Genomic DNA, 22,644 nt, shown 5'->3' on the forward strand with positions numbered 1-22,644 from the left:
ATAAAGGAGTTGCCCTCAGAAGAGGGCAACTAAAATTACTATGTACACTGAAGACGATTTTATCCAGCTTTCAGCTATCCAGCATTATAGGTTTTGTAAGCGACAGTTTTATCTTGCTTATGTCGAGGAGATCTGGATCGAGAATTTTTTAACAGCGTCAGGACGCATCATGCATCAGCATGTTGATGATGTTCATAGAGAAAAAAGAAAAGGCCTATCTCAGGAATTTGGGCTTGCATTATGTTCTTATGAATTGGGCGTCAGCGGTAAGGCTGATGTTATAGAGTTTTATCATGATCAAGACGGCGAATTAGTAGAAATAATACCTGTTGAATACAAAAGGGGAATTGAAAAGGAAGATAATTGCGATGCCATGCAATTATGCGCACAGGCGATATGTCTTGAAGAAATGACTGGTTTATCAATTGAGCACGGATTTCTTTTTTACGGCAAGGAACGAAGGCGAACAGAGATCACGTTCTCACAGGAATTACGGGAAGAAACAAAAACAGCGTTTCTTGATATTCATTCATTATATAACGAGTTTTCTGAACCTCCCAAAGCAATATTTAATCAAAACTGTAAAGCATGCAGCTTTTTTGAATATTGCAAACCCAAGACTGTAGGGAAAAGGAAATCTGCAAAATCATATTTTCAAAAAATAATTAGAGAGGTAAAACCCTGATGAAGAGGCATTCAAATACTTTATATTTAATGACACAGGGGACGTATTGCCACAAAGAAAATGACGGAATTGTCATTAAAGTCGACGGAGAACGAAAAGCAAAGTTCCCTGTCCATAATATTGAAAGTATTGTCTGTTTTGGAAATATACTTTGCAGCCCGTTTCTCCTAGGTTTTTGTGCTGAGAACAATATCTCAATAAGCTATCTGACTGAGAATGGTCGATTTCTGGGAAGATTCCAGGGCAATGTAAGCGGTAATGTTCTGCTGCGTCGAAACCAGTATCGCTGGGCTGATGATCCAGAAAAAACAGGATATGTTGCAAGGACAATAATACAGGGGAAAATAATCAACTCAATTGCAGTATTAAATCGATTTTTGCGAGATTCAAAAGAAGTCAATGAAAGTGTAAAGTCGGCGGTTAATGAATTAAAACATATTTTGGGCGCTGTTGAAAAATCAAATGATCTGGAAGTTATTCGTGGAATTGAAGGAATAGCAGCAAAATGTTATTTCAATGTCTTTAACAATCTGATAAAGCAACAAAAAGATGACTTTGTATTTAATGGACGAAATAAACGTCCTCCAAGAGACGAGGTTAATGCATTATTGTCATTTATATATGTTGTTATGATGCATGATATCAGATCTGCTTTGGAAACTGTTGGTCTCGATCCTGCTGTAGGATATCTGCATAGGGATCGATCCGGAAGATATAGCTTAGCTCTTGATTTAATGGAAGAATTCAGATCTTTTTTTGCTGATAGATTGATTTTGTCTCTCATAAATCGTAATCAAATCAAAAAATCTCATTTCCGATTAACAGAGGCAAAGTCTGTCTTACTGAATGATGAAGGGAAAAAGATATTGTTGACGGCATATCAGGATAGAAAAAAGGAAGAGATATTGCATCCTTTCATCAATGAGAAGTGCACTTACGGAAGATTATTTTTTATACAGGCACTTATTTTTGCCAGATGGGTAAGGGGAGATATAGATGGCTATCCTCCATTTATCTGGAAGTAAGGGGTTCAAAAATGCGTGTTGTAGTAAGCTATGATGTAAGGACTGATACCTCAGAAGGCCGTAGGCGGCTAAGAAGAATTGCAAAGCTATGTGAAAGCAATGGTGTAAGAGTTCAGTATTCTGTTTTTGAATGTCAGGTCGATTCGGCAGAGTGGGTCAAAATGAAAGATAAAATTGTTAAAATTATTAATGAAGATGAAGATAGCGTAAGAGTTTATTTTCTTGGAAGCAATTGGCAACGAAAGATCTCTCATATTGGACTTAAAAAGCACTTTGATGTTGTAGATGACACCCTGATCTTATAATGCGAAACTCAAGTTCACAGTTATCTTTAAAAAACTATTTTATTGGTATGTAAGGATTTATGAACGTTACTACTTGTTCTTTCACATAATTAGGGAAGGATTCGCAAATACTTAACAATAATTCATTTATATGTAATAATTTAGGATGTATAGAGTCGCTCCCTTCGCGGGAGCGTGGATTGAAACCGGGCGGAGCTTAGCCTCGCCTCGGAGGTTCATAAGTCGCTCCCTTCGCGGGAGCGTGGATTGAAACTGTTTAAGCTTGTCCTCTTTCTCCGTCTTCTGGGGTCGCTCCCTTCGCGGGAGCGTGGATTGAAACACCAACAGGGAATTGCCGAGGCATGTATGGTACATTGTCGCTCCCTTCGCGGGAGCGTGGATTGAAACGTAAGTATCCCTTTCATGTTTTATCTGGTTTAAGGTCGCTCCCTTCGCGGGAGCGTGGATTGAAACGAAGAAAAGAAAATGCATGTACTACGACTTATACCGTCGCTCCCTTCGCGGGAGCGTGGATTGAAACTTATAATGTACCGAGACGTTTTGTCTAACTCCCTGTCGCTCCCTTCGCGGGAGCGTGGATTGAAACAAGTTACTTGTCATATCTCACCTCCAATATAGTTTGTCGCTCCCTTCGCGGGAGCGTGGATTGAAACATGGAACAAGGAACAGGTAAAAGTAAAACACTCCTTGTCGCTCCCTTCGCGGGAGCGTGGATTGAAACATAATAAAGAACATGCAAGAAAAAGTAACGATAATGTCGCTCCCTTCGCGGGAGCGTGGATTGAAACATAAATCATAGCCGGACCGTAATCACAACTAACCAGTCGCTCCCTTCGCGGGAGCGTGGATTGAAACACCGTTTTGATGGCGAGCTGTGGGAGTCCATAGGGTCGCTCCCTTCGCGGGAGCGTGGATTGAAACGAGAAAAATATCAATAAAGCTTCCACCTAATGCACGTCGCTCCCTTCGCGGGAGCGTGGATTGAAACCCGCTTTTTAATACCGGGAATTCTTTGACGTCCCAGTCGCTCCCTTCGCGGGAGCGTGGATTGAAACATAGCAGACCTTATATTTCCCTGAGTAACAGATTCGTCGCTCCCTTCGCGGGAGCGTGGATTGAAACATCTGTTCATCTAAAAGCCGCTTTACAGACTTCGCGTCGCTCCCTTCGCGGGAGCGTGGATTGAAACAACAAGGTTATTCCGGAAAGTAAGTATGAGGAATGGGTCGCTCCCTTCGCGGGAGCGTGGATTGAAACGAAAATGCGTTTATTGACCAAGGACCCTCACCTGGTCGCTCCCTTCGCGGGAGCGTGGATTGAAACATGCAAGGCTCGTAGCGGCAAATGTAGACGGGCTGAGTCGCTCCCTTCGCGGGAGCGTGGATTGAAACATCGGAGGATCCCGTACCCCTGTTATTATTTCCGAGTCGCTCCCTTCGCGGGAGCGTGGATTGAAACGTAGGCAGGCCCATAAGCTGCCAAACATCAAGATTGTCGCTCCCTTCGCGGGAGCGTGGATTGAAACACCTATTGGTGCTACGCTGGTTAAGTCTGATTTTCGTCGCTCCCTTCGCGGGAGCGTGGATTGAAACAAAGGTGGATCCTATTACAATTGGTGCTTTAACGGTCGCTCCCTTCGCGGGAGCGTGGATTGAAACCCGCTCGAAACCGCGAGAATGGCACCAGGGTAATAGGTCGCTCCCTTCGCGGGAGCGTGGATTGAAACTTCCCTGATCTCTCTAAGCCGGTCAATAACCGACTGTCGCTCCCTTCGCGGGAGCGTGGATTGAAACGGAAACCTTGTACTGAGCTACCCAGTCAGGATATGTCGCTCCCTTCGCGGGAGCGTGGATTGAAACACTTCTGCCTGGTGTTTTCTCAGCGTCAAAACGAAGGTCGCTCCCTTCGCGGGAGCGTGGATTGAAACATCCATGAGCGAACAAAACAAGAAAAATTATACGCGTCGCTCCCTTCGCGGGAGCGTGGATTGAAACCAGCTGCAATCCCAGGGAATTGGTAAACGCTATTGGTCGCTCCCTTCGCGGGAGCGTGGATTGAAACGCCCCGTTATTATCAACGCCTACTTAATATACCTAGGTCGCTCCCTTCGCGGGAGCGTGGATTGAAACAGAAAAAAAATCACGATTATAACGAACATAACTATGTCGCTCCCTTCGCGGGAGCGTGGATTGAAACGTTGGAACAGTCTAGCTCCGTGTTCGAGGCTAGGGTCGCTCCCTTCGCGGGAGCGTGGATTGAAACCGGCTAAAGCACCAATTGTAATAGGATCCACCTGTGTCGCTCCCTTCGCGGGAGCGTGGATTGAAACGCGTCGTTCCTGGCGCAAGGATTATTTTACGAGTGGTCGCTCCCTTCGCGGGAGCGTGGATTGAAACGATGATCCCCGAAGAGATTCAGCGTGGTCAGAGCGGTCGCTCCCTTCGCGGGAGCGTGGATTGAAACGATAAGGAGGACTCCGGTGAGTAGACCAAAACTTTGTCGCTCCCTTCGCGGGAGCGTGGATTGAAACTTTTGTATATAGTCAGCAACATATCTGGCTGAATCAGTCGCTCCCTTCGCGGGAGCGTGGATTGAAACGTTACCATCACTTATGACGATGCTCATTTGCCTGGTCGCTCCCTTCGCGGGAGCGTGGATTGAAACATTATGCTATTACATAGCTCACAGGCTGTACTATGTCGCTCCCTTCGCGGGAGCGTGGATTGAAACAAATGTCCCGTAACGGGTAGCCCATACCCGTTAATGTCGCTCCCTTCGCGGGAGCGTGGATTGAAACATTAAATAAATTAAAAAAGGAGCAAGCCTATTCAAGTCGCTCCCTTCGCGGGAGCGTGGATTGAAACATCTATGCTTTCTAACATTTCTATGAGGGAAGTGGGTCGCTCCCTTCGCGGGAGCGTGGATTGAAACAAAGGAGCTTGTTAATCCTACTATAGTGCTAACGGTCGCTCCCTTCGCGGGAGCGTGGATTGAAACTTTTCAAAAACATCCCTGGCAGCCTCTATTGCTGCTGGTCGCTCCCTTCGCGGGAGCGTGGATTGAAACAGAAACATTCATGCCTGAATATTAAATCTGTAAAGAGTCGCTCCCTTCGCGGGAGCGTGGATTGAAACACGGAGGTTTTAGCTTCCTAGAAAAGAATAAATCAGTCGCTCCCTTCGCGGGAGCGTGGATTGAAACATGGCTGATGATCGATGTGTACAGGTTCCATTCGGTCGCTCCCTTCGCGGGAGCGTGGATTGAAACGTGACTGTGACAAGCGACACATCAAAATCCACAATGTCGCTCCCTTCGCGGGAGCGTGGATTGAAACTGCATCAAGGCAGCTATGCCAGCCTGGCAAAAAGTCGCTCCCTTCGCGGGAGCGTGGATTGAAACTGATGATCGCAGACAGGGCCATCGAAACATCCATTGTCGCTCCCTTCGCGGGAGCGTGGATTGAAACGATGACAACCACCCCATTGGCACACTTCTACTGCTTGTCGCTCCCTTCGCGGGAGCGTGGATTGAAACTCATTCCGGAAGAGGGATTACTTGATCGCTGTCAGTCGCTCCCTTCGCGGGAGCGTGGATTGAAACGAACCCCGCATGTTAACTGCATTGATCCGGGCCACGTCGCTCCCTTCGCGGGAGCGTGGATTGAAACGATAATTCAATGCGATTGTTTTTCCAAACATCTCCGTCGCTCCCTTCGCGGGAGCGTGGATTGAAACGATCAGCGCCTTGACTGCTTTCATTTCAGACCGGCGTCGCTCCCTTCGCGGGAGCGTGGATTGAAACATAATAATATGATGGAATATGTATAAAGGTGTTGTGTCGCTCCCTTCGCGGGAGCGTGGATTGAAACGGGGGTATCAGTTCCGACTTCCTGATTGGTGATTTGTCGCTCCCTTCGCGGGAGCGTGGATTGAAACATGATTGAATTAGGCGATAGGCTCTACCTTTCAGGGTCGCTCCCTTCGCGGGAGCGTGGATTGAAACGCTATACATACAGGCGTGGAGCAATGGGACAGGCTAGTCGCTCCCTTCGCGGGAGCGTGGATTGAAACAATTATACTCTATAATTTATAGTATATTGAATAAGTCGCTCCCTTCGCGGGAGCGTGGATTGAAACCTCATTAGCCCTTTACTCCATCATTCCAATATCCTAAGTCGCTCCCTTCGCGGGAGCGTGGATTGAAACAAACGAATAGTAACCCCATAAGTCTCTCCATAGTGTCGCTCCCTTCGCGGGAGCGTGGATTGAAACGAGCGAATGGTGATCGACGGGAAGATCGCCCACGGTCGCTCCCTTCGCGGGAGCGTGGATTGAAACACGAAAGGTGTCAGAATAACGCCTGCCGTCTGATAGTCGCTCCCTTCGCGGGAGCGTGGATTGAAACAAGTTTGCCTGTGCAAACGGGGATTACATCAAGTGGGTCGCTCCCTTCGCGGGAGCGTGGATTGAAACGTATGCCGATTTCCATTTACTTTGCCCCCTGCATGTCGCTCCCTTCGCGGGAGCGTGGATTGAAACAATGAGTAGAATGGTATCTATGTCAGCAATAACAACGGTCGCTCCCTTCGCGGGAGCGTGGATTGAAACATGGCTGATGATCGATGTGTACAGGTTCCATTCGGTCGCTCCCTTCGCGGGAGCGTGGATTGAAACGTGACTGTGACAAGCGACACATCAAAATCCACAATGTCGCTCCCTTCGCGGGAGCGTGGATTGAAACACTGAGACCTTTGAGGGGTACGCAAGAATCTCGAACGTCGCTCCCTTCGCGGGAGCGTGGATTGAAACACGAAAGGTGTCAGAATAACGCCTGCCGTCTGATAGTCGCTCCCTTCGCGGGAGCGTGGATTGAAACAAGTTTGCCTGTGCAAACGGGGATTACATCAAGTGGGTCGCTCCCTTCGCGGGAGCGTGGATTGAAACGTATGCCGATTTCCATTTACTTTGCCCCCTGCATGTCGCTCCCTTCGCGGGAGCGTGGATTGAAACAATGAGTAGAATGGTATCTATGTCAGCAATAACAACGGTCGCTCCCTTCGCGGGAGCGTGGATTGAAACATGGCTGATGATCGATGTGTACAGGTTCCATTCGGTCGCTCCCTTCGCGGGAGCGTGGATTGAAACGTGACTGTGACAAGCGACACATCAAAATCCACAATGTCGCTCCCTTCGCGGGAGCGTGGATTGAAACTCCCGTAGGTTTCTTGCAACGAGGTGGGACGAAGCGTCGCTCCCTTCGCAGGAGCGTGGATTGAAACAGCTTATTAAGCAGTGACTTTATTCTGGAGTCAGGTCGCATCCCTCGCGGGTGCGTGGGGTGCGACTAAAAATGGAGCTGAAAGGGGATGTACGCCTTCCATCACTTCTGCGAGTGGTAATTCTCCCCTTCGTGAGAAAACCTGGAAATGAATTATAATCCGAAAACATTTTAGGAGGGCCTGTTGAGGAAGATGATAGAGAATTGGGAGGAAAGATTAGACGGTGTCGGGACAGTGGTAGCTCACTTAGAAGATCACAGCAATCAATATTTGCCGATCATCGTTGCATGATGAGTGTCTGAGACCTGTACTGGATGCGTTGTATGACTCGGTATAACTGAGTTCTTTTATCACTACTGTAGGAAATGCCTTGGCGATCTTGGCAATCGATTACTCTTTGTCTACCTTGAGTTCCACCACTATCAGTCTCAAGAGCCACTATGAAGTGAGGGAAGAAGATGATCTTGATAGCGTTACCATCACCAGGGGGCGAGTACGGAGAGGTTGATAGAAGCGAGAAAAGTGCTTAATGGAGTTAATCTTGAATCCATGACTCCTTGTGCAGACCGGCATTATTGCTACAGCTGCCGGGAGAGCGAATATGGCAATGTCAAACAGCGACACGTACGAGAAAGAGTTCTGGTTCCTGAAAGCCCCGATGCTCTATGCTGGGAGCCTCTATTTCAATTCTCCGAGGCGCATTATGGCTTTGATATGGTGATGGGGTTGTCTCTTCTTGTGTTCGTTCTTTCAGAGAAAGGCTTTATGATAGAAAACCAAGTCAAAAGCAGATCGACAACCCAATGCTACACTGGAAAAACTGTATTTTTAGCTTAAGGTGAGCGGAGAATAGGATGTATGTCCCCTGCCATTTCTAAAAATTTTGTATAACAATCTGTGCCTGCAACAGCGTTACGTGATATAATAAAAAAAGAAGGGACTTTCGGCGTTGTGGATTCTGGCCGATGCATATCGACCACCATAATAAAGAAGGCCCTTTTTGTATCGATACGCCACAACTCCGAGAGGTGTGGTTGAAGCGTGCACAATCACCTTACATCATTCTCATATCTGTTTAACCTTTGCTTCATGAAATCTCCGTATGCTCAGGAAAGTTATGTCTGATACTATAGGAGTTTCTATGAAAAAAGCATGTTCTCTTGGACTGGTCGCGGTACTTTTGCTGTCGCTTGCGGCGTGTACAAGTGTCGATGTTTCAAAGGTTCCAGCGGCGGGAAGCAGGCTGCCGTATACGGTTTTGACGACCCTGCCCAATGGCACCGAGGTGCGTAACGGCGGATATGGATCGGCTATGACGGGGCATCCGGCAAAAGCGGGCCGGTTTTATGCCATTACCGACCGAGGGCCGAACTCCAGTTATACCGGAAGTGCCGGCAAGGGCAAGAAATTTCCGGTACCCGATTACACCCCTCGCATTGGAGAGTTCAAGCTGAACGCCGACGGTTCTGTTTCGATGATCAGAGAGATCCTTTTGAAAGATCCCCAGGGGACTCTAATCTCCGGAAGGCCAAACCCCGAGGGGCTTGGGGCCACCGGCGAGGTTGCATATGATAACGATGGTAATGCCTTGGCGGCCGATCCCTACGGCCTGGATAGTGAAGGGCTTGTCGCCTTATCCGACGGGACCTTCTGGATCAGTGATGAGTATGGTCCCCATATTGTTCACTACTCCGCCGATGGCGTGGAGCTGGAGCGTATCAGTCCCATGGGGATTGATACCAGCGGCAGGAAACTTCCCAGGGTTTTTGCCCGGCGTAGGGCAAATCGCGGTATGGAGGGGCTGGCCATTACTCCCGACGAAAAGACCTTGGTCGGTATCATGCAGTCGACCCTGTATAACCCCTCCAAGAAGGCTGCAACCAATACGACCCTCGCACGAATCGTTACCTTCGACCTCGATACGGGCGAGACCCATCAGTACCTCTACCACCAGGAAAAAAACAACAACTCCGATTCTGAACTTGCCGCATTAACGGCCACAACCTTTCTGGTGGATGAGCGGGACGGGGCATTCTCGGGCGAAGGCGATGCCCAGAAAACCCTCTACAAGATAGATCTTTCCGGTGCCACCGATGTCTCCGGCGATATTGATGCTGCCGGCGGTATGACTGTCGATGGCCGTACCCTGGAAGAGATGAGCTGGGATGATATCTATGCCGCCGGTATCAAGCCCGTGAAAAAGGAACTTGTTGCCGATGTTGTGGCAATGCTGCCGAATCACTATCCCCACGACAAACTCGAGGGATTGTGGGTTATTGATGCCACCACCGTGGGCATATTGAATGACGATGATTTTGCCGTAACTCCCCAGGGAGATGATGTGGTGCAGAAGATTCTTCCCGGAACGGCTAACGAGATTGACGGGGATGTCCTTTATATTCTCCATCTTGCAAAGCCGCTTTTTTAGATCAAAATAATTCGGCACTTGTGGCTCGTCTCGAAAATCATTCCGGACGGGCCCTTTTTTATCCCATTGGATTGGCTGGCTCATCCTTTGCCTGCTCCGGCGGGGAGTAGGGGCCCCGTACAAGTTGTACGCCTGTGTACATTTTGCCGGCGGCTGTTTATGATGTCTGGCAGTATGAACACCTATCTGGATCTTTTTTTTACCTTCGCCCGGATCGGCGGACTCACCTTTGGTGGCGGTTATGCCATGCTTCCCATTCTTCAGCGGGAGGTGGTGGAAAAGCGACGCTGGGTCACCGATGAAGAGCTGATGGACTACTATGCAGTGGGCCAGTGCACTCCGGGAATCATTGCTATCAATACCGCGACCTTTATCGGCAATCGCCGGAAGGGCGCCTCTGGCGGAATCGTCGCCACCTTAGGGATGATTTTCCCTTCCCTGATTATCATCACCCTGATCGCGGCCTTTATCAGTAATTTTGCCGATTTGGCGGTAGTGAAGAATGCCTTTGCCGGCATACGGGTCTGTGTCTTTGTGCTCATCCTCCAGGCCATTTGGAAATTGCAAAAACGGGCTCTGATAGATCGGGCTACGGGTATCATCTTTGCCTTAGTCTTTCTGCTGTCGGTGTTCACCGGTCTATCACCGATCCTCTTTGTTCTTCTGTCGGGTCTTGCCGGAATCATTATTCAGGGCAAAAAGGCAGGGGGGAAAGGGTGATCCTCCTGCAGCTTTTCTTCGAATACTTTAAAGTGGGCCTTTTCGCCGTCGGCGGAGGTCTTGCAACCCTTCCGTTTCTGTATGCAATGTCGGATAGTACCGGGTGGTTTACCCACACCCAGCTGGCGGACATGCTTGCCGTTTCGGAATCGACCCCGGGGCCTATCGGCGTTAACATGGCAACCTACGTGGGTTTTACTACGGCCGGGATTCCGGGAACCATAGCGGCGACGTTGGGATTGGTGACGCCTTCGGTCATCATTATTATTGTGGTGGCCCATTTTTTGAAGGCCTTTAGCGGAAATCCCCTGGTGCAGGGGGCCTTTTACGGGCTTCGTCCTGCATCGGTGGGGCTCATTGCTGCCGCGGGCTGGGTTGTGCTCAAGATCTCTCTACTGGATATTCCCCTTTTCCGGGAAAGCGGTGAGTTGCTTCGCCTCTTCCGCTGGAAGGGACTTGTCCTGGCTTTGGTGATCTTTGCCATTCTCAAGCTATGGAAGATCCATCCGGTCTTTGTTATTGCTCTTTCCGCGGTGGTCGGGGCCGTGTTTCGTTTCGCAGGGGCTTAGGGAGTATGTAGTGTTCCGAATCCTGGTGGTCTGCATGCCCTTTTGTCTGTAACAGACTCGATTTAGTGCCGGTGCTCACTTTTTTCTCTACGTTCTCCTCCAGGTTGCTGCGGGAAAAGGAATTACGTTTCTCCAACCACCAGGATTCGGAACAGTAGATAAAAAGTAGGCTGCCACAGGTATAGTCCGCCAGTATCCTCTTGCATGGGGTCCGGGGCGAAGCCCCGGAGAAGGGGGTGCGGCGAGATCACCGGGGACGAAGGACCCGGAAGCTCGCCGCAGGGGGAAGGCCTTCCCCCACCAGAATCATTATATCCTTAAAATCTTCCATTCAGATAAAGAATCGTTTTTCCACTGACATTGGTATCTGCCCCGCAGAGGATGAGATCCTCATCACCGTCGCCGTCATCGTCCGGGTCTCCCGGGATGATGGCTGCGGCCCAGAGGCCTTTGAGTTGCTGACTGCTTTTTTCAAAGGTTCCGTCGCCGTCGTTGAAGTAGAGTTCGGTAATCGTTTCATCATCTGCGGTACGGCCGGCCAGGCAGAGGTCGAGGTCGCTGCCCCCCTCGACATCGAGGAAGGCGCTCATGGCGAAGCTGACGCCGAGGAGGCCTGCATGGGAGTCGGTAAAGCCACCGTTTCCGTCATTGAGATAGAGGATGGTGGTTTCATCGCTTCCGTCGTAGCCTGCTATCAGTATATCGATGTCCCCGTCATTGTCCACATCTGCGATGCTGCAGGATGGGTTGCGGGAAAGGCCTTTCAGATTGGCCTGTGCATCGATAAACGATAAGGAGGTCTGGCCTGTGTGGTCCGCTTCCGAGGAGTTTGTGGGGTTTGAACAGCCGATGGCAAATAGAAGTGCCGCGGCTGCCAGGAAAAATGGTGCGCTATGTGCAGTACCAGATTTTGTTGGTAACGGTAATTTCATAGAATCTCCTTTCTTCTGCCGTTCTGTCACCGATAACGTGCCGTATAGCACATCGTTCTTGTCACCATCCCGTATCTGGGCAGGCCAGTTGATAATGGTTTTGATCACTATTCCCTCCTGATTCTTGACTGATGTGTTGCTGAGAACGTATCATGAGCCTATCTGGAAAATGGGATTTTAATTCGTTTACAACATGTTTCCCTACTTTTTCGTACAGAAACATATTTCCGAGGTTTCTGCCATGCGTGATTATCCCGTCGGGTCGGCTGTTTTTCTGGCTGTTTTGTCCATCTTTGCCCTTTTTGCAGGTTTTTTTCTCGTTTTGACAGGAGGTGGGGACGTTCGTCTTCCGACACTTGTCTTGTGGGCCCTGCTGGGCGTGGTGAGTGAATCACTCTCGGTCCACAACAGCCGCGGAAATATCTATATTTCCACGACGGAAGCGGTGGTATTTGGTGCTTATATTACAGGCGGCACGGTAACTGGACTGGTGACGATTTGTGCGAGCTTGCTTTTGTGGGTTGAGATCAGGGACGGAAAGATGAGAAATCTGTTTACGACTCCTTTTCGTCTTACGCTTTTTAATAGTACGCATTTCATTGTCGGTTTATCGATTGTGGATCTTGTCTATCGTTTTCTGGTCTCGTTTAGCGGTGGTAATCATGGCTGTGACCTATCCCCGTTTTGGACTCCTTTCGTTTCTGTTTTTCTTCACGCCGATTATCGTCGCTCGTATTATTCTTGCGGATAAAATGGAAGGCTGATGGTACCAATCGCATTTTTACTTTTACTTTCCTTGTATGTTGCGTTTCCTGCTTTTTATGGAACTCTCCTCTATCTCTTTCCGGCTCCAATGCTTGCGCTCAGCTTTGTCGTGGTCTATCGATTTTCCCGTCGTCAGGATGTTGCACGATTGGCTAGTGGCATCGCCCTCCTTCTTATCCTTCTTTTTTCCTACACCATTATCCTTTTGGCTCTGAAATTGTATTTAATACAACATAGCGTCATTCCTCTTTCTCCTCATGAAATTGTTTTTAACATATATGAAGGACTTAATTACCTTCCTGCACTACTATTTCTTCTCTATCTTAGATCAAGCTCAGAGAATCGCTTATGTGTGATTCCCTCGGGTGTGTGGTTTAAAAACGAGGAGATCTCTTCTTCCTTTACGAGCATGTAGCGGACCATGTTGTCGCTGCTTGTAAAACGCATTCTGCCCTTCGGAATAAGCCTCGCGGTGCTTCTTCTCTTGTCATTTTCCACCGTTCCTCTTGTCGGTGAGTTGGGGGCCCTGTTCCTTGCATTGAAAAATAGTATTTTTATGGCGATACTCTTTCTTCTCGTTCCCTCTACTCATTTTGATTTTCAGCGTTTCCGTAAGCGTTCCGCCAACATCATGTTCTGGCTGATATGGTTTTACATGGCTGTGTTGACGGCATTCGATCCTTCTTTGCTTTCAACACAGGAACTGTTTCTCAACAGCACCTTCGGTGAGCTGTTTTCTATGTTGATCGATCGTTTTTTTCTCTTTTTTGTATTGGTTTTTTCTGTCGGCTTTTATTCACTTGGCAACAAAATTCTTGAGATAGAAGGGGATTCAATATGCTTTAACGGCCGAGAGCTTTCCGGAACCCTTTCCGGGCATAATCGTGCGATACTAAGCGCTTTTATCGGTAACCCCGGACGAGTCCTCAGATGTTCAGATATTTTGAAACTTCTTTCTCCCGGTCAACTGGATGAATGTACGATCGAGTGTAAACCAAGCCTTTGTAAAGAGTATCAAAGGATTTATAAACGGATACGTACCATCAGGCGGTATCTTGAAACTACCGGCATCGGTACGTACCATCATAAGTCCAGAATGGCGGCCGCAAGCGCATGAAGAAGGCTGGCGGCTTGTCATCCGTGACGATGTTTGGGTGAGGGATCGGTCGTAAGCGCCGTTCCGCATGCAGGAGAATTAATCGCAATAAATGAAGAGGAGCTGTACAAGTCGTACGTAGGGCTTGATGAATACCTGCTATGAATTTACAGGGTAAGGAAATAGTGGTGAAACTTCCTGAATGAAGTGCAAGGAAAAGAGAGGAAAGGTGTCAAACCCTTTGCACCTGTGGAGGGAAAAATGTACCACACAAAGGATACACGACAGCTTGAATTGGAGAGCTTCGTGCTTCCTTCTCCACGAACCACTGAGAGGGATAGAAAAGAAGCCACGGACGTATAGAGAACAGGCGCGCAAGGAATATTTGAAGGTCGCGAAGAAGAGAAAGCAGAAAAGGAAAACGATCAGAAAAGGGATCAAGAAGCAGTTGCGGTATCTTCGGCGTAATTTGAAGCATATAAAGGAGTTGAGAGAAAAGACTTTGTTGAAGGTTCTTGATGGTCGACTCTATAAAGATCTATTGGTTGTCTCTGAGCCGTATCGGTAGCAGCAGGAGATGTACGATTGCCGGGCGAATTGTGAGCATCAGTCAACCCCATGTGAGGCCGATTGTACGAGGGAAAGCGGGTGTTCCCACCGAGTTCGGAGCGAAGGTATCCGTTTCCCTGGTGGACAGCTCATCAGTTCCAATCTCTTCATCGAGTTCTTTAACGAGTTTTTTAACGAGTTTTTTACCAGCAGCACTGAGTGCAATCTTTGCAAGGCGGCTTTCATAATAGATACGGACGGTAGCGCCGTCTTCTACAGCCTGTGCGATATCATAGACATCAACATAATTACCAAACACAGCGGGTGTAGTAACATCGGTACTTTCGATAGTCGTACCGGTAAACCCGAGGTAGGTCGCATTAGGAAGGGCATCTCTCATATATTTGGCAAAGCCGTAGACGATCTTTTTACCGATGATGTTGCCATCTTTATCCTTATCATCTACATATTTTTCTATAACGGATTCAGTTATTTTACTCATCTTATTGAGTCTACCAAGAGATATAATAAAAATAAATCAAATAAGAATATTTGATCAGATATTTTGAAGGTTGATTAAAAAATCTTTCAATATATTTCCTGTAATTTCCGGATTATTTTTATGGATTTTTTCAGCTATTCCTTTTGCTCTGGCCTTTTTTATTTGAGAATTACTAACAAGCAGAAGGAGCATTTCCAAGCCCCAAATAGTGTCCAAACCATTGGACTTACACGCTCTTCTAAGGGCTTTATCATTAGTTAAACAAACAGCGAAGTGCTTTTTTGTGTAATAAAAACAGGACAGATCCTGATATGATAATACAGGATCTTCTTTTAATTCTGAAAAAGGAGTTTCTACAATAACAAGACCTAATTCGGCAGCTCTATCCAGTGTTAATCCGTCTACTTCATTAATAACACAGTCAGGTACCAGTACTTCTTTCCAGTAATTTGATAGCTCTCTAATGATATCTTCATCAGCAAGTACATAATCGATCAGTATATTCGCATCGATTATTGATAGAGATAATTTATGATTATTCATTAAGCTCTATTTCTTTCCATGCTGACAGGAATTTGCGCATCTGCATAGTGGACTTGCCGAGCATCTCCCCGGCCTTTGACATTGAGATACCACCGGCAGAATATGCCTTAAGAACAAGGGCTGCATAATGATCCTCGATTAAATCGAAATCACTTAATGGTTCCGGCTCTTCAATTGCCTCAGGCTCATAATGGTTCTTAAGATTATGATGATACTTTTCCTGAAATTCGGTATTGAACCTGATATATATCTGAGGAGATTCAAATTGAGGATTAAGCTGGGAAAGACGCATTAAAACAACTTGATAGCTTACCCTGTAGATCTTCTTTATCTTTAAGACCCTGTCGACAAGATCAAGGCCTATGGCCTCAGACCATTCCCTTTTTAAGGCCGAAGTCGGCAGCAGGAACTCTCCGGCAAAGAGATCCGCCTCTTTTTCCTGAGCGCTTCCCTTATCTTCCACAGTCTCTTCACCGTTATAGCTGCCCCTGTGCATAAGAAGATGCCCAAGCTCATGGGCAATGGTAAAAATACGACGCTCTATCGATATATCCTTTTCGGAATTAACCACGATTGCAGGCCCCATATCAATGTCCGCGACGGAAAGCCCGAAGGTCTTCTTAAAACCGAATGAGTGCAGATACAGCTTTATGCCCGCCTTCTCGATTTCAGCAGGAAGATCGACAATGGGCTGTGAATCAGTAAGCCCCAGTTTTTCACGGACAATATTCGCAAGCCTAATGGGATCTGCTTCCCCAAGATCCTTAAACCCGTATTCCGGTTTAACATTCAGCAGATCTTCAAGGGTATTGTAGTTCTTCAGCCACTGGGCAGTTTCATAAAGCATTTGATCTCTTTCAGCCTTTTCTCTGGCAGACAAATTACTGTTGGTTCTGAAACGCAGACTCTGCAGCTTTGGGGCGTCGGCCAGAATATCGGGCAACCCCACCTCAAGGGCATTGCAGAACTTAAGTAGGGTAGAGGATTTTGGTTCGGAACGTCCGTTCAAGATATTGGAAATGGTTGCAGTTCCGACCCCCATCCGCGCAGACAGTTTGGCGATCGAATAGCCCTTAATCTTCATAATGCGCCTGATATTGGCGCCTATATCTTCAATAGCCATGCCCCTTGCTCCCTTATAATTATAATATACCACACAATTTGATTTATACAAAAACTAATAATTAAATAGTACAATATTTAATATTGACATATGGAGTTTGTTTATGTATTTTAGGAATAAGGACAAAAAAAGCCAGGAACTGGTACTTCCCGGCCCTAAACCAATTGTTAATTGGCTTTGTCCAATCCATGAGAACAGGACATTATAGTTTACAACACAACCATATTACACAATTAATAATAAAGTCAAGTTCTCGAAACTAAGAGGTGATCATTTATGTCTAACACAAATGATCGAATGGTTTATCGCAGAGCCAACGGCGACTGGGTAAACAAGAAGAACGGCAGTAGCCGTGCAAGCAGTGTCCACGACACACAGGCAGGGGCAATCGATGCCGCCAGAGCAAATTTGATTCATCAGGGCGGCGGGGAACTCACGACAAAGGGCCGTAACGGCCGCATTCGAAGCAAAGATACCATTGGCGGAGGCAATGATCCATGCCCACCAAGGGACAAGGAGCATTAGAATGAGCAGCAAAAGATACAAGACCGGCGAAAAAGCTCCAGCAAGGGCCTGGTATACCTGGGACGGCTATATTGACGGAACAACTACTCCAAAACCAACCGCTGAAGAGATGAGAATACCCCTTGAAACAGGCGAAACATTCCCTCCGATTCATTCATGTAACAAAGGCGCCTACTGGGTTCTGAATTCTTACAGATAATCAACGTAGCCGGAGAATTTCTCCGGCTTTTTACAATTCAACCTTTATTTCACCTGACATAAGTTTGGGAGTTTTGGTAATAATGAATTTCGTATATTCTCAAGCGTGTTTAATTGTTTACTATTGCGTTTTATCTTTAATAGATAGGGATATATTTCTGTGGGATATCTAATTGCCATATCCATATTTGGTATATAAAAACGAATGTTCAATATATCTTCTGGTCTCACCCTCTGATGACTACCACTTGTTACTGATGCAGCCATTTCTAATTCTGCAACAGCATTATCAGATTTGAAAAGGGAATATCAATGATCTTCTTGTTGAACCTTTTGAGTTGAGAACTTTACGCTTCAGAACCAAAAAATTAAGAGGTAGAGAGAAAGTTGAAAGAGATCAAACCAAAAACAAAACTGCCGTATGGTTGGAGAACTATAAGTTTCTTGAAGAGAAATTACATGAGCAGCTCAGTTTTGAACTGACTGGGCCTTTCTCTTCTGACCTGGGATTATCTATCGAGAGACAAATTTTTATATTGAGCATGAACTCGGGCATCTTGTAGTTCCCCATAAATCGTATGAAGCATCTATTCGTACGTAAACTCTATTATCTGTCCATTTACTAATGCTCTTTTGGGAATGCCGTTTGATACATCAATATCGTCTGAATCTTCAAGTGTAAAAAAAGTTATGGTATTGGCATCTTCTCCATCCGTTTCAACTCGAATATCTGTATTAACCCATATCCCATTATAATTCCCCTTATATGCCTTGCCATCAAATATAATCAAGCGTTCATTAATTTCATTATCCTCTAATATATGCTTCGTTATGTAGATGTTATAATTTCTTATTGTACCAAGATCTATGAGTTTTAATGTTTCGTTATCAGGCCAATTCTGTGGATTAATTCTATGCAAAGTTGCAAAAACGGCATCCGTTCGTTCTTCATAACGAATTATTGTATTAAGTATGATCGTATGCTTTCCTGACATACTATTGAGTATTTCATCATTACTTGCATCAGTCGGGTGGTACCATTGGCAGTTAGCAAATAATTGTTCTAACTCCAACGACTTAAATTGATAGCCATAATATGCAAAAATACAATTTCGTAATATATGAATATCGTTTCTCGGTATATATGGCAATACTTTGTTATAAATGAAATCACTATCGATATCATAATCGTCACAGTCATCCAATAATTTTTTGTAATGATTTACCACAAATAATAAAAGGGGATCATTGCTGTTACTTTCTATTTTTTCAACGTTGATAAGTGCCGGTGGTACGAGTACCCCAACAAATACCGCGTCACAGGATGCCATGTCTTTTACATCAAAGTCAGGTGCATATGTAAATTGGAGGTATCCGCATGTTTTATCACCACGGGAAAGCCTGATATCGTAATCTTCACTATTGCAATTTCCAGTATTGATTTCATCTATTATTGAAGCATTGTCTGTGAACAACATATAGCCGTTACTTTCTGCTGTAATTAGACCATTTGCATATTCATGAATCTGCACAGTCGTTTTAGCAAAAAGAGCTGCTGTACATAAGCCCATAATCAGAAATAGAGAGACTCTCTTTTGCAGTTTTGCTTCTCCTTCAGCAATCTGATCTTCCTTGACTTTTTTATTAGCATAACGTAAAGCTCGCCGCAGGGGGAAGGCTTGCCCCCGCCAAGAAAGAAAGAGAAAGAAGTTCTCCTGAGTGTGTACCGCCGCCGGGAACGGGTGTTTTTAGCTATGGTATGTACATCATCACATATGTGGAAAGGAGAAAACCATGCTAAAACGAATTGCGACACTTCTACTTATCCTGGGAATTGGCGTCATGGAAGTTTTTCTCTGCCCCTGACGATCAGCACCGGCGGCGTTCTCTTATGAAGTGGAATTGAAAAATAATAGTGCGGGCCAGGTCCTGGTGAAGCTTGATGCTGCTACTCCAAAGGGCTTTCAGGTTGTATTTGCCGAAAACTACGGCGACAAGGAACTTTCAACGATTCCAATAGAGGGGAGCTATGAGATTAGCGTGGTTGCCAAGTCCCAGAGTGCCGAGGCTGAGACAAAGCTTTCGATGGAGATCAAGGGGCAGCCCGAACTGAATATTGCTGGTCCGGACGGGAGGCTTTCGGGGGCGGCGGTTGCTGGCCGGGATACGGTCTTTGATCTGACATTGAAAAATAGCGGAAGTGCTGCGGCAATGACGACCACGATTTTGATGCTCCTCGGCCTGACCGAACCGACGAGCGGCAGTGTCGATATTTGGGGGTTCGATCCCCTGTGCTCTCCCCTGGCCATTAAGCGGCGGGTGGCCTATATGCCCGACACCATCGGATTCTACGATGAGCTTAGCGCTTTTGAGAACCTCGATGGGAGGCTCTTGGCCTGTGGTGCTGTCAACAGCGAATTCCAGAAGAAGACACCGGGACGGATCTTGTCCCAGCCGATATATCGGGATGCTTTGCTTTTCGGAAAGGCTTTGGGGGCTTTGACTGCCTTGGCTATTGTGCTGCTTGCATTGTGGCTTTTGGTAATCGGCAGTACGATGCTCTTTCTTGGAATTCCTCCCTCTGCCGAGCAGGTGGATCGGGCGTTATCGTTTTATGTGCTGACGCTGTTGTATGCGGCGGTGTGGTTTGTTCTGGCTATGCTCTTTTCCGTTCTCTTTCGTCAACCTGCGACATCGGCACTGGTTTCCATCGCCCTCTGGCTACTTTTTACTGTTTTCTGGCCGCTGATTACGAGTATCGTTACTCAAGCCTTGCCTTGCTCAATCCGTCGACGCGGGCCTTGGGGCCGGTGATGTTTTCACAACTGGAAAGGACTGTGATGGGATCGCCACTTCCTTTCGGACAGAGTCTTTTGCTGCTCTGGCCCCAGGTGTCGGCATTGATCGCTGCCAGCCTCTTGGTGTTTACCGGCGCTTATATCGGTTTTCAGAGGCGGGAAATTCGGACCTGATTGTGTAAGAACAAGTTGTAATGCCTCCTCTCTCGTTTTTATGTATGGGAGAGGAGGGACACTTGCCCCAAAATAAACCTGGACATAAATCTGCTTTTTTCCTATAACTATTCTGTTGTCCGTTACGCTTGCTATTCGAAAATGTTCTTGAATGCGGATCGTCTTTATTTCTTTCACACATGTACTGAGGAGAAAAATCATGATTGGATTAGTTGCTGTCGCGGTTATTGCCGCGCTTTCTTTTGCCCTGGTGAATTTCTATGCAGTAAAGAAAAAGGATCCGGGTACCGAAGCAATGAGAGAAATTGCCGGTGCCATCCAGGAGGGGGCCGATGCCTTCTTGAAGCATGAATATAAAGTGATTTTTCTAATTGTCTTATTAATTGCCGCCACGCTCCTTTTGGTGGTTTCCTGGCAGTCTGGGGTTGCCTTTTTGTTGGGAGCAACTATGAGCGGTACCGCCGGTTGGGTCGGTATGCGTATCGCCACGATCGCCAATGTCAGGGTTTCCAACAAGGCACGGGAGTCCCGGAATCTTGGTGCTACCCTGAAGGTCGCCTTTCAGGGCGGAAGTGTCATGGGCCTCTGCGTCGGCGGTTTTGCTCTTCTAGGCCTTTTAATCGTCTATGTCGTTTTCGGAAAGGTGATGGGCCAGGCACATGCCGACTCTCTGGTGATTCACAAAAACTGGCTTGGAATCAGCGACATTCCCTTTACCATGACCGTTTCCTGTTATGCCCTCGGCTGTTCGATTATTGCGATGTTCAACAGGGTTGGGGGAGGAATCTATACCAAGGCGGCCGATATGGGGGCCGATCTGGTCGGAAAGACAGAAGCCGGTATTCCCGAGGACGACCCTCGTAACCCGGCGACCATTGCCGATAATGTTGGAGACAATGTCGGAGATGTTGCCGGGTTGGGATCGGATCTGTTGGAGAGTTTTGTTGGAGCTATTATTTCCAGCATCGTACTGGCCGCATACATGTATTACACGGGCTTAAAGACCGGCGCCGCCATCGATTTCCACCTGGTTTCCAGAATGATGGAGTATCCGATTCTCGTCGCTGCGGTGGGACTGCTTTCCTGTGTTATCGGGATTCTGATCCTTGTGGTGAAAAAACCTTCCGATAATCCACACCGGGAATTGAATGCCACCACCTGGACCTCTGCCGTTCTTACCATCCTTTCCAGCGGATTCGTGACCTGGTTGCTGTTCCGGGGGGAAGATGTTGCTCAGGTCGGTTTTCATGCCGGGTTCCTGTCTCCTTGGATTGCCGCGATTTTTGGAATCGTCAGCGGTATCATCATCGGTCAGATGGCCGAGTACTATACCAGTTACGATTATAAGCCCACCCAGGGCATCGCTGCGGCCTCCCGTGAGGGAACGGCTCTGACCATCACCGAGGGGATGGCCGTGGGAATGGGCTCTGTTTTCTTTCCCGTGCTGGTCCTTGCCGTTGCGATAATTGCCGCAAATACCGTGGCAGGCCTCTACGGAGTGGCCATGGCCGCCATCGGTATGCTCTCCTTTGTGGCCGCTACGGTATCGGTGGATACCTACGGTCCCATTGCGGACAACGCCGGAGGGATCAGTGAGATGGCGAAGCTTGATCCTGAAGTTCGTGAGATCACCGACAAGCTTGACTCGGTAGGCAATACCACCGCAGCCATAGGCAAGGGCTTTGCCATCGGCAGCGCCGCCTTTGCCGCCTTGAGCCTTTTTGCCTCTTTTCTCTACGCGCAAGGGGGAGAAAATATCACGAAAGACTTTTCCCTTGTCCTTAATATGATCAATACCCTGACCCTTGCAGGGGCCGTCGTCGGCGCAGCCTTGCCCTGGCTTTTTTCCGGTATCCTCATCGAGGCTGTTGCAAAGGCCGCAAGTGCCATGGTTACGGAGGTCCGCAGACAGTTCCACGAGATCCCCGGTATTCTCAGCGGTGAGGCAAAACCCGATTATCGTCAGTGTATTTCGATCTCTTCCGTCGGAGCTCTTCGGGAAATGAAAAAACCGGCTTTGATCGCCGTAACCATGCCCTTGATCTGCGGCTTTATCTTCGGCCCTGAGTTCGTCGGCGGACTGCTTATCGGCACGACCCTTTCGTCGATCATGTTGGCTCTCTACACCGCTAATGCCGGCGGTGCCTGGGACAATGGAAAAAAGTACATTGAGAACGGACATCACGGTGGAAAGGGTTCGGAGGCACACAAGGCCGCGGTTGTCGGCGATACCGTGGGAGACCCTTTGAAGGATACCGTCGGCCCCTCTCTTGATATCCTCATTAAGATCATGTCGGTTGTTTCCTTGATTTTTGTATCGATCTTCGGAAAATATAATCTTTTTGGTCTTTTTTAAACCGTTTTGTTGCTATCAGGCGTACGGAAGAGGGTCGGCCGTTTTTGGGCCGGCCCTTTTTGCCATACGCATG

The 22,644-nt window shown here is 47.3% G+C and carries 19 protein-coding genes, 2 pseudogenes and 1 CRISPR repeat array; of the genes and pseudogenes, 16 read left to right on the forward strand and 5 right to left on the reverse strand.

What is annotated here, in order from left to right; translation table 11 throughout:
- The first annotated feature begins 40 nt into the window (after nucleotides 1-40).
- The 7 genes from cas4 to SPIRS_RS05430 all read left to right on the forward strand — a co-directional run bounded on the left by cas4 (nucleotide 41) and on the right by SPIRS_RS05430 (nucleotide 11,010).
- A complete protein-coding gene (cas4, locus tag SPIRS_RS05405) occupies nucleotides 41-685 on the forward strand; it encodes a CRISPR-associated protein Cas4 (protein WP_013253670.1) in 645 nt (214 codons plus the stop codon).
- Nucleotides 685-1,710 (forward strand): type I-C CRISPR-associated endonuclease Cas1c, encoded by a 1,026-nt coding sequence (cas1c, locus tag SPIRS_RS05410; protein WP_013253671.1) that lies wholly within the window; start codon nucleotides 685-687, stop codon nucleotides 1,708-1,710. Before cas4 ends, cas1c begins: the two co-directional genes overlap by 1 nt.
- Before the next feature lie 11 nt (nucleotides 1,711-1,721).
- Nucleotides 1,722-2,015, forward strand: coding sequence for a CRISPR-associated endonuclease Cas2 (cas2, locus tag SPIRS_RS05415; RefSeq protein WP_013253672.1), 294 nt, complete (start codon nucleotides 1,722-1,724; stop codon nucleotides 2,013-2,015).
- 154 nt (nucleotides 2,016-2,169) lie between these two features.
- A CRISPR array of direct repeats spans nucleotides 2,170-7,293; the repeat unit is 32 nt; unit sequence GTCGCTCCCTTCGCGGGAGCGTGGATTGAAAC.
- 370 nt (nucleotides 7,294-7,663) lie between these two features.
- Nucleotides 7,664-7,801: a hypothetical protein gene (locus SPIRS_RS22490; RefSeq protein WP_171814757.1), complete on the forward strand. Its 138-nt coding sequence runs from the start codon at nucleotides 7,664-7,666 to the stop codon at nucleotides 7,799-7,801.
- 633 nt (nucleotides 7,802-8,434) lie between these two features.
- Nucleotides 8,435-9,721: an esterase-like activity of phytase family protein gene (locus SPIRS_RS05420; protein ID WP_013253673.1), complete on the forward strand. Its 1,287-nt coding sequence runs from the start codon at nucleotides 8,435-8,437 to the stop codon at nucleotides 9,719-9,721.
- Between the two features lie 174 nt (nucleotides 9,722-9,895).
- The gene (locus SPIRS_RS05425; protein ID WP_041866238.1) at nucleotides 9,896-10,441 is read left to right on the forward strand and encodes a chromate transporter; all 546 of its coding nucleotides are present in this window, start codon (nucleotides 9,896-9,898) and stop codon (nucleotides 10,439-10,441) included.
- Nucleotides 10,438-11,010 (forward strand): chromate transporter, encoded by a 573-nt coding sequence (locus SPIRS_RS05430; protein WP_013253675.1) that lies wholly within the window; start codon nucleotides 10,438-10,440, stop codon nucleotides 11,008-11,010. Before SPIRS_RS05425 ends, SPIRS_RS05430 begins: the two co-directional genes overlap by 4 nt.
- A 317-nt stretch (nucleotides 11,011-11,327) precedes the next feature.
- Here SPIRS_RS05430 and SPIRS_RS05435 read toward each other — a convergent pair whose 3' ends face one another.
- Complete coding sequence (locus SPIRS_RS05435; protein WP_013253676.1) at nucleotides 11,328-12,050, reverse strand: FG-GAP repeat domain-containing protein; 723 nt, start codon at nucleotides 12,048-12,050, stop codon at nucleotides 11,328-11,330.
- A gap of 133 nt (nucleotides 12,051-12,183) precedes the next feature.
- On the opposite strand from SPIRS_RS05435, the gene SPIRS_RS05440 reads away from it, so the two are divergent.
- The 4 genes and pseudogenes from SPIRS_RS05440 to SPIRS_RS22865 form a co-directional block, all read left to right on the forward strand.
- Nucleotides 12,184-12,693 carry a hypothetical protein gene (locus SPIRS_RS05440; protein ID WP_013253677.1) on the forward strand — a complete coding sequence of 170 codons (510 nt, stop codon included), beginning with the start codon at nucleotides 12,184-12,186 and terminating at the stop codon, nucleotides 12,691-12,693.
- 12 nt (nucleotides 12,694-12,705) lie between these two features.
- Entirely contained in the window at nucleotides 12,706-13,122 is a 417-nt protein-coding gene (locus tag SPIRS_RS05445; protein ID WP_013253678.1) for a hypothetical protein, read from the forward strand.
- A gap of 6 nt (nucleotides 13,123-13,128) precedes the next feature.
- Nucleotides 13,129-13,824, forward strand: coding sequence for a hypothetical protein (locus tag SPIRS_RS05450; RefSeq protein WP_013253679.1), 696 nt, complete (start codon nucleotides 13,129-13,131; stop codon nucleotides 13,822-13,824).
- 295 nt (nucleotides 13,825-14,119) lie between these two features.
- Nucleotides 14,120-14,285 (forward strand): annotated as a pseudogene (locus SPIRS_RS22865) (IS5/IS1182 family transposase); the annotation flags it as partial.
- 245 nt (nucleotides 14,286-14,530) lie between these two features.
- Here the strand turns inward: SPIRS_RS22865 and SPIRS_RS05460 are convergent.
- The 3 genes and pseudogenes from SPIRS_RS05460 to SPIRS_RS05470 form a co-directional block, all read right to left on the reverse strand.
- Nucleotides 14,531-14,854, reverse strand: a pseudogene (locus SPIRS_RS05460) (hypothetical protein); the annotation flags it as partial.
- Nucleotides 14,855-14,908: 54 nt separating this feature from the next.
- Entirely contained in the window at nucleotides 14,909-15,397 is a 489-nt protein-coding gene (locus tag SPIRS_RS05465) for a PIN domain-containing protein (protein WP_013253680.1), read from the reverse strand.
- Complete coding sequence (locus SPIRS_RS05470; protein ID WP_013253681.1) at nucleotides 15,390-16,520, reverse strand: helix-turn-helix domain-containing protein; 1,131 nt, start codon at nucleotides 16,518-16,520, stop codon at nucleotides 15,390-15,392. Before SPIRS_RS05470 ends, SPIRS_RS05465 begins: the two co-directional genes overlap by 8 nt.
- A gap of 276 nt (nucleotides 16,521-16,796) precedes the next feature.
- Here SPIRS_RS05470 and SPIRS_RS05475 point away from each other — a divergent pair, with 276 nt between their 5' ends.
- Both SPIRS_RS05475 and SPIRS_RS05480 read left to right on the forward strand, forming a co-directional pair.
- Nucleotides 16,797-17,045 carry a DUF2188 domain-containing protein gene (locus tag SPIRS_RS05475; protein ID WP_013253683.1) on the forward strand — a complete coding sequence of 83 codons (249 nt, stop codon included), beginning with the start codon at nucleotides 16,797-16,799 and terminating at the stop codon, nucleotides 17,043-17,045.
- A gap of 1 nt (nucleotide 17,046) precedes the next feature.
- Nucleotides 17,047-17,244 carry a YjzC family protein gene (locus SPIRS_RS05480; protein WP_013253684.1) on the forward strand — a complete coding sequence of 66 codons (198 nt, stop codon included), beginning with the start codon at nucleotides 17,047-17,049 and terminating at the stop codon, nucleotides 17,242-17,244.
- A 586-nt stretch (nucleotides 17,245-17,830) separates the two neighbouring features.
- Here the strand turns inward: SPIRS_RS05480 and SPIRS_RS05485 are convergent.
- A complete protein-coding gene (locus tag SPIRS_RS05485; protein ID WP_013253685.1) occupies nucleotides 17,831-18,814 on the reverse strand; it encodes a YARHG domain-containing protein in 984 nt (327 codons plus the stop codon).
- A gap of 331 nt (nucleotides 18,815-19,145) precedes the next feature.
- Between SPIRS_RS05485 and SPIRS_RS05490 the strand changes: the two genes are divergently transcribed.
- The 3 genes from SPIRS_RS05490 (at nucleotide 19,146) to SPIRS_RS05495 (ending at nucleotide 22,571) form a co-directional block, all read left to right on the forward strand.
- Nucleotides 19,146-20,057, forward strand: a complete 912-nt coding sequence (locus tag SPIRS_RS05490) for an ABC transporter permease subunit (RefSeq protein ID WP_245537705.1) — start codon at nucleotides 19,146-19,148, stop codon at nucleotides 20,055-20,057.
- Nucleotides 20,057-20,215 carry a hypothetical protein gene (locus SPIRS_RS22650; protein ID WP_245537706.1) on the forward strand — a complete coding sequence of 53 codons (159 nt, stop codon included), beginning with the start codon at nucleotides 20,057-20,059 and terminating at the stop codon, nucleotides 20,213-20,215. Before SPIRS_RS05490 ends, SPIRS_RS22650 begins: the two co-directional genes overlap by 1 nt.
- A gap of 199 nt (nucleotides 20,216-20,414) precedes the next feature.
- The gene (locus SPIRS_RS05495; RefSeq protein WP_013253686.1) at nucleotides 20,415-22,571 is read left to right on the forward strand and encodes a sodium-translocating pyrophosphatase; all 2,157 of its coding nucleotides are present in this window, start codon (nucleotides 20,415-20,417) and stop codon (nucleotides 22,569-22,571) included.
- The last annotated feature ends 73 nt before the right edge of the window (nucleotides 22,572-22,644 follow it).

Origin of the sequence: Sediminispirochaeta smaragdinae DSM 11293 (genome assembly GCF_000143985.1) — a bacterium.
Taxonomy (GTDB): domain Bacteria; phylum Spirochaetota; class Spirochaetia; order DSM-16054; family Sediminispirochaetaceae; genus Sediminispirochaeta; species Sediminispirochaeta smaragdinae.

What these genes read in the sequence shown, in the direction of transcription:
- cas4 (WP_013253670.1), top strand. Translation starts at nt 41, where the DNA reads ATGTACACTGAAGACGATTTTATCCAGCTTTCAGCTATCCAGCATTAT.
- cas1c (WP_013253671.1), top strand. Translation starts at nt 685, where the DNA reads ATGAAGAGGCATTCAAATACTTTATATTTAATGACACAGGGGACGTAT.
- cas2 (WP_013253672.1), top strand. Translation starts at nt 1,722, where the DNA reads ATGCGTGTTGTAGTAAGCTATGATGTAAGGACTGATACCTCAGAAGGC.
- SPIRS_RS05420 (WP_013253673.1), top strand. Translation starts at nt 8,435, where the DNA reads ATGAAAAAAGCATGTTCTCTTGGACTGGTCGCGGTACTTTTGCTGTCG.
- SPIRS_RS05425 (WP_041866238.1), top strand. Translation starts at nt 9,896, where the DNA reads ATGAACACCTATCTGGATCTTTTTTTTACCTTCGCCCGGATCGGCGGA.
- SPIRS_RS05440 (WP_013253677.1), top strand. Translation starts at nt 12,184, where the DNA reads ATGCGTGATTATCCCGTCGGGTCGGCTGTTTTTCTGGCTGTTTTGTCC.
- SPIRS_RS05445 (WP_013253678.1), top strand. Translation starts at nt 12,706, where the DNA reads ATGGTACCAATCGCATTTTTACTTTTACTTTCCTTGTATGTTGCGTTT.
- SPIRS_RS05450 (WP_013253679.1), top strand. Translation starts at nt 13,129, where the DNA reads ATGTTGTCGCTGCTTGTAAAACGCATTCTGCCCTTCGGAATAAGCCTC.
- SPIRS_RS05465 (WP_013253680.1), bottom strand. Translation starts at nt 15,397, where the DNA reads ATGAATAATCATAAATTATCTCTATCAATAATCGATGCGAATATACTG.
- SPIRS_RS05470 (WP_013253681.1), bottom strand. Translation starts at nt 16,520, where the DNA reads ATGGCTATTGAAGATATAGGCGCCAATATCAGGCGCATTATGAAGATT.
- SPIRS_RS05475 (WP_013253683.1), top strand. Translation starts at nt 16,797, where the DNA reads ATGTCTAACACAAATGATCGAATGGTTTATCGCAGAGCCAACGGCGAC.
- SPIRS_RS05480 (WP_013253684.1), top strand. Translation starts at nt 17,047, where the DNA reads ATGAGCAGCAAAAGATACAAGACCGGCGAAAAAGCTCCAGCAAGGGCC.
- SPIRS_RS05485 (WP_013253685.1), bottom strand. Translation starts at nt 18,814, where the DNA reads ATGGGCTTATGTACAGCAGCTCTTTTTGCTAAAACGACTGTGCAGATT.
- SPIRS_RS22650 (WP_245537706.1), top strand. Translation starts at nt 20,057, where the DNA reads ATGTTTTCACAACTGGAAAGGACTGTGATGGGATCGCCACTTCCTTTC.
- SPIRS_RS05495 (WP_013253686.1), top strand. Translation starts at nt 20,415, where the DNA reads ATGATTGGATTAGTTGCTGTCGCGGTTATTGCCGCGCTTTCTTTTGCC.